The sequence below is a fragment of the Lentiprolixibacter sp. genome, from assembly GCF_982873095.1.
In genome coordinates, this window is sequence record NZ_CEYNTP010000195.1 from 1 (window position 1) to 5,448 (window position 5,448).

General features: G+C 48.3%; 6 protein-coding genes and 1 pseudogene. 6 read left to right on the top strand and 1 reads right to left on the bottom strand.

Annotated elements, in window-relative coordinates; genetic code table 11:
- The 6 genes from AC4E7D_RS11070 to AC4E7D_RS11095 all read left to right on the top strand — a co-directional run.
- The coding region (locus AC4E7D_RS11070; protein WP_490173858.1) for a DUF4139 domain-containing protein at positions 1-444 on the top strand (444 nt) is incomplete at its 5' end.
- A 34-nt stretch (positions 445-478) separates the two neighbouring features.
- Entirely contained in the window at positions 479-844 is a 366-nt protein-coding gene (locus tag AC4E7D_RS11075; protein WP_490173859.1) for a hypothetical protein, read from the top strand.
- A gap of 84 nt (positions 845-928) precedes the next feature.
- Positions 929-1,300, top strand: a complete 372-nt coding sequence (locus AC4E7D_RS11080; protein WP_490173860.1) for a VOC family protein — start codon at positions 929-931, stop codon at positions 1,298-1,300.
- A 99-nt stretch (positions 1,301-1,399) separates the two neighbouring features.
- Positions 1,400-4,411: a WD40/YVTN/BNR-like repeat-containing protein gene (locus AC4E7D_RS11085; RefSeq protein ID WP_490173861.1), complete on the top strand. Its 3,012-nt coding sequence runs from the start codon at positions 1,400-1,402 to the stop codon at positions 4,409-4,411.
- Between the two features lie 38 nt (positions 4,412-4,449).
- Positions 4,450-4,770: a hypothetical protein gene (locus tag AC4E7D_RS11090; RefSeq protein WP_490173862.1), complete on the top strand. Its 321-nt coding sequence runs from the start codon at positions 4,450-4,452 to the stop codon at positions 4,768-4,770.
- Between the two features lie 129 nt (positions 4,771-4,899).
- Positions 4,900-5,307 carry a glyoxalase gene (locus AC4E7D_RS11095; protein WP_490173863.1) on the top strand — a complete coding sequence of 136 codons (408 nt, stop codon included), beginning with the start codon at positions 4,900-4,902 and terminating at the stop codon, positions 5,305-5,307.
- Here AC4E7D_RS11095 and AC4E7D_RS11100 read toward each other — a convergent pair.
- A pseudogene (locus AC4E7D_RS11100) lies at positions 5,299-5,448 on the bottom strand (TIGR02453 family protein); the annotation flags it as partial. The gene AC4E7D_RS11095 and the pseudogene AC4E7D_RS11100 overlap by 9 nt on opposite strands.

A 5,448-nucleotide genomic window follows, 5' to 3' on the forward strand; every position in this document is an offset into this window, starting at 1 on the left:
GAACAGTATAACCTGCTGGAGGGAGAAGCCAACCTTTTCTTCGAGGGTACCTTTGTTGGAAAATCCATTTTGGATGTGCGTACTGCTTCGGACACCCTGCAATTGTCATTGGGCAGGGATAAGAATATTGTCATCAACAGGGAAAAGAAAGCCGATTTCTCCTCCAAAAAGTTTGTCGGCACACGCAAAGAAGAAAGGCGTCATTGGGAGATCAGTATCAAGAACAACAAACAGGTGCCGGTTAGGTTGGATGTATACGACCAGATCCCTGTATCTACCCTGGATGAGATCAAGGTAGAACTTGTGAACCGGTCCAAAGGCAAGTTCAACTCAGAAAATGGGGAAATCAAATGGGAACTGCAGATTATGCCCAGGGAGCAACAGATGCTACAGCTGGAGTACCTGGTGAAATACCCGCGTAACCGCCGTTTATACCTGGAATAAGATGAAGTTCTTTTCAAAATCCACAGCTTTACTTATGGCGTCCATTGTATTTGTGTCCTGCGCCAGGAATGCAGATATGGCCGAACTTCTGCCGGATAGTTGGGTGTTGGTTTCCGGGGCAGGCGAAGATACCCTGTATTTTGAACGTACCCCCTACTCTGAAAACATGAAAGGATTTCGGATGGAAATCCGCCCGGATGGAGAGTTTGTCGACGCGCTTTTTGTATACCAGCTCGATTCGCTTTGTAAAAGGGTTTTCTACAATCAGGGGAAATGGGTCCTGAACACAAAAGACAGTCTGCTGGAAACCACAGTGCACGTCAATTTAAGTTATACCCGATCCCGCATCCTGAAGGTGGATGAAACAGAATTAGTCCTGGTAGGACTGCAGTCGGATTAATGCCCCAGTGGGGTTTTTACTACCTTTAGGGGAACTGGCAATAGACCAACAACCAACAACCATTAACCAACAATGAATAACAACATGAAACTAGGAACCTTTTCCCTCAGCCTTACCGTCAAAGACATCCAGGCCTCCCTGGGATTTTACGAAAAACTGGGGTTTACGAAATTTCACGGGGATATCACCCAGAACTGGCTTATCCTCAAAAATGGCAACTGCACCCTGGGGCTGTTCCAGGGGATGTTTCCAAAAAACATCCTCACCTTTAATCCGGGTTGGGATGCCAATGCCCAAAACCTGGAAAGCTTGACCGATGTAAGGGACATACAGGCCAAACTAAAGGCACAGGGGCTATCTATCACAACAGAAGTAGCAACAGGTACTGAAGGTCCGGGAAGCCTGGTTATAGAGGACCCGGACGGCAACCCCATCCTGATCGACCAACACGTCTAGACAAAGAGGAATCTACGGTGTATAACTTGGCCCAAGGTCACTGGAATCTTTTGGTAACATTCCTTATCTTCCGGACGTTCAAATTGAGCCTATTTCTCTATGAAAACATTATACGTTTATGTCCTGCTCCTATTTGCGGGTTCCCTTACTGCACAAGATTTTTCCATTTTTGAATACCGCAATGTGGGCCCTTACCGGGGCGGACGGGTAACCACCGTCTCCGGGATTGCTTCCCAGCCAGGCACTTTTTATTTCGGGGCTACCGGTGGAGGTGTATGGAAAACTACAGATTACGGAACTTCCTGGAACAATATTTCTGACGGCTTCTTTAAAACTCCCTCTATCGGAGCTATTGCCGTTGCACAGAACGATCCTAACATTCTGTATGTTGGAACCGGCTCTGACGGCTTACGCAGCAACGTCATCGAAGGCAAAGGCATGTACAAATCCATCGATGCCGGGGAAAACTGGATGGAGATCGGACTGCAAAATACAGGACAGATTGGTGGGGTCCGAATACACCCGCTCGACCACAATACGGTCTATGTTGCTGCCATAGGGCGCGCCTTCCAGTCCAACCCGGAAAGGGGTGTATATAAAACTACAGACGGGGGTAAAAGCTGGGAAAAGGTCCTCTATATTTCCGATAAAACCGGGGTTTCTGATGTGGAACTTTTGCCCAACAACCCCAATATCCTTTTTGCTGCTGCCTGGAAGGCGGAGCGCAAACCCTGGACGATCATCAGCGGGGGTACCCAAAAAGAAGGTGGGATCTATAAGAGTATCAATGGTGGAAGGAGTTGGACCAAGATTGAAAAGGGGCTGCCCGGTGGTCTGATTGGAAAGATCGATATTGAGGTATGTCCGGCAGACTCCCGGATCGTATACGCCCTTGTAGAGGCTCCTGGAGACGAAGGCGGGCTCTACAAGTCCACTGACCAGGGGGAAACCTTTACCCAGGTGTCTTCCCACAAAGGCATCCGTACCCGTCCATTTTACTATACTAACCTTAAGGCAGACCCAAAAAGCCCGGACATTCTTTACGCCATGGCCACCGGCTATTACAAGTCTACAGACGGGGGTAAGAGCTGGTCCAGAATGCGGCCACCACATGGTGATAACCACGACATGTGGATCAACCCCAACAACACAGATCTCTTTATCCAGAGCAACGATGGGGGTGCCAATGTAACCCACAATGGCGGGAAGACCTGGTCTACTCAGTTCAACCAGCCCACGGCGGAGATCTATCAGGTGGAGGTAGACAACCAGTACCCCTACTGGCTGTACGGCGGGCAACAGGACAATTATTCCACAGTGGCCGTACCCAGTTTACCTCCTTATGGGGTACAGGCTTCCGGTATTGGTTATATACAGAACACCGGGGGTTGTGAAACAGGTCCGGCAGTCCCCCACCCTACCAACCCGGACATTGTATATTCCAATTGCAAAGGCCGATTTACAGTATACAACAAACGCACGGGTACGGAACAATCTTATTATGTCGGGGCTTCTAATATGTATGGACATAATCCCAAAGACCTGAAGTTCAGATTTCAGCGAGTGTCTCCCATACATGTCTCCCCACATGATCCCAAGGTCATTTACCATACATCTCAATACGTCCACATGACTAAGGACGAGGGCAGGACCTGGAACATCATTTCCCCGGACCTTACGGCCTTTGAAGACGACAAACAGGTAATTTCAGGGAGTCCGATCACACGGGATATCACCGGGGAAGAATTTTACAGCACCATATATGCTATACGGGAGTCACCTGTGCAAAAAGGCGTGATCTGGGTGGGGGCCAATGACGGACCTGTCCATGTAACACGGGATGGCGGGGAAACCTGGGCTAAGGTCACCCCTAAAAAACTTCCTCCGGGTGGTCGCGTGGATGCAGTAGAACCCTCTCCGCATGATCCTGCCAAAGCGTACATCAGCGTGTTGCGGTACCAGTTGGGCGACCGTAAACCCTATATCTACAAGACTGAGGATTTCGGGGCGAGTTGGGAATTGCTAACTCCGGGAAGCAATGGGATCCCAAAAGACTATCCCACCCGGGTGGTCCGGGAAGACCCGGTACGGGAAGGGCTGTTGTTTGCCGGTACCGAATACGGGATGTTCGTTTCCCTTGATGATGGCAAAAACTGGAAACCCTTCCAGCAAAACCTCCCGGTAACCCCGATCACCGATCTGAAAATACACCGGGGCGATATTGCCCTGTCCACCATGGGACGCTCTTTCTGGGTGCTGGACAATATAGAACCCTTGCGCTACGGGGATTTTGAAAAAGTGGATACCCCTGTTCTGTTACCCAGGGCCAAAACCATACGTTACAGAATGCCTTCTGGTGCATGGGGCAGCAATACCCCTGATTACCCCACCCCATCGGTTATCTTTGACTATTACCTGCCGGAGGGAGGTAAGCTAGTGCAATTGGAAATCCGAGATCAGGAAGGAGCCGTTATTGCCTTTACCAATGACAGTACGGCAACAACAACAGATCCTGATCAACCCAGGGCCATACGTGATATGAGTACGGAATTCACCACCTATCTGCTCAACAAACAACTGACAGCCAACAAAGGCTGGAACCGTTTCCATTGGGATATGCGTATGCCCGGACCATGGAGTACACAGAAAAGCCGAAGATTCCGAAACGGGCCCATGGTACAACCAGGCAAGTATGAAGCTTCCCTGAATTCACCAGGTGCTAAAACCATTGCCTTTGAATTTGAAATCGTTCCGGACCCCAGGGTTCTGGAATCCGGAGTAACCAAGGCCGATATACAAGCCCAGGTTGATTTTCAAATCAAAGTAAGGGATAAGCTCAGCGAAGCGCTTCAACTACAGGACAAGCTTGAACAACAACTTAAGGCCTTAAACAAGAATGGCAATGATGCCGAGAAGATAGCTGCCCTGGAGGCTGTATTAGCCAGGCTCAAGACCAAAGAAGGTATTTATGAACAGCCCATGCTGGTGGCCCAATGGTCGTACCTGTATTCCATGGGCAACCAGGCTGACCAGGTTCCTGGAAAGGATGCTTATGATCGCTATGAGCAATTGTCTAGGGAACTGGATGCCCTAAAAAAAGAGTTGAACTAAATTCCTTATTTTAGTTTTGTAAATAATTTCTGACAAGAATGAAGCAAAACATCTACTACGCGTTTTTAATTGCCCTGGGGATTGTTCTGGGTGGCAGGATCCTGAATTGGTTTATTGAATTCCCTGCGGCAATCGAGCGCCTTCTGGATATTGTTATGTTTTTATTGCTGGGTATTTTATGGCTGGGGTTTGCCTGGGCATTTAATCAGAAATATATCAAAACACTCTTTGTTATGGGGGGAATCCTTTTCCTGGTCCACCCGTGGATCTCCCTACCCGATTACCTTTCTGGTTTGCTTGTGGTACTGGCATTTTTGCCCTGGATTCTTGTGAAAATTAAACCTGAACGTTTCGCTTAGGATGCCATTACGACTGCGGAAGGTATTATTTTCCAGTTATTTATCCTGTTCATAACCCCGTTAAAAACTTCTATTTTCTGGGAAGGAGGGCGCTTTTTCAAAGTGCTACCTTTATTAAAACTTCTTGTGATGAACCAAAGATCCGAAGATCTGCTTGGGTTACGTCCCGTAATCGCCCATGCCAGAATCAGCCCGGAGATGAGCGCAGACGAGCGCTTCCAGAATGCCACACTTAGGCCCGTCATCAAATTTCAAAACAACTTGTTAGTCGCTGCTTTCAGAAACTATATCGGAAAGCATAAGAACGGGTTTTTTGAGTTGTCCCTGGAAAAGCAGCTCGCCTTTGTGGAAAATGCCATACAGAAAGACATCAAATTCCGGAATTCCCTCAAAGGCATGATTATCGGGCAATTCACCATTGAGGAATACGAACATTATATTACCAATTCCTCTTCCCTGAACAAGCGGATGATGAACATGGTGATTGAAAGGTTAAAAGACCAGATCCAGCTCTTTAAAGCCCCGGCGTTAGTCTAAGAGGGATTCCCCGTTGAGGTTGGTCGTCAGGATGTCACTCATGAGGTCAAAGTAGGGTCGTATCGCCTTAAAGGAATCGTTGACCGTGGACAGGAAATCAGGGGCAGTCACCTCCTGGTCTGAAAAATTCCGCACAAAGAT

What these genes read in the sequence shown, in the direction of transcription:
- AC4E7D_RS11095 (WP_490173863.1), top strand. Translation starts at nt 4,900, where the DNA reads ATGAACCAAAGATCCGAAGATCTGCTTGGGTTACGTCCCGTAATCGCC.
- AC4E7D_RS11085 (WP_490173861.1), top strand. Translation starts at nt 1,400, where the DNA reads ATGAAAACATTATACGTTTATGTCCTGCTCCTATTTGCGGGTTCCCTT.
- AC4E7D_RS11075 (WP_490173859.1), top strand. Translation starts at nt 479, where the DNA reads ATGGCGTCCATTGTATTTGTGTCCTGCGCCAGGAATGCAGATATGGCC.
- AC4E7D_RS11090 (WP_490173862.1), top strand. Translation starts at nt 4,450, where the DNA reads ATGAAGCAAAACATCTACTACGCGTTTTTAATTGCCCTGGGGATTGTT.
- AC4E7D_RS11080 (WP_490173860.1), top strand. Translation starts at nt 929, where the DNA reads ATGAAACTAGGAACCTTTTCCCTCAGCCTTACCGTCAAAGACATCCAG.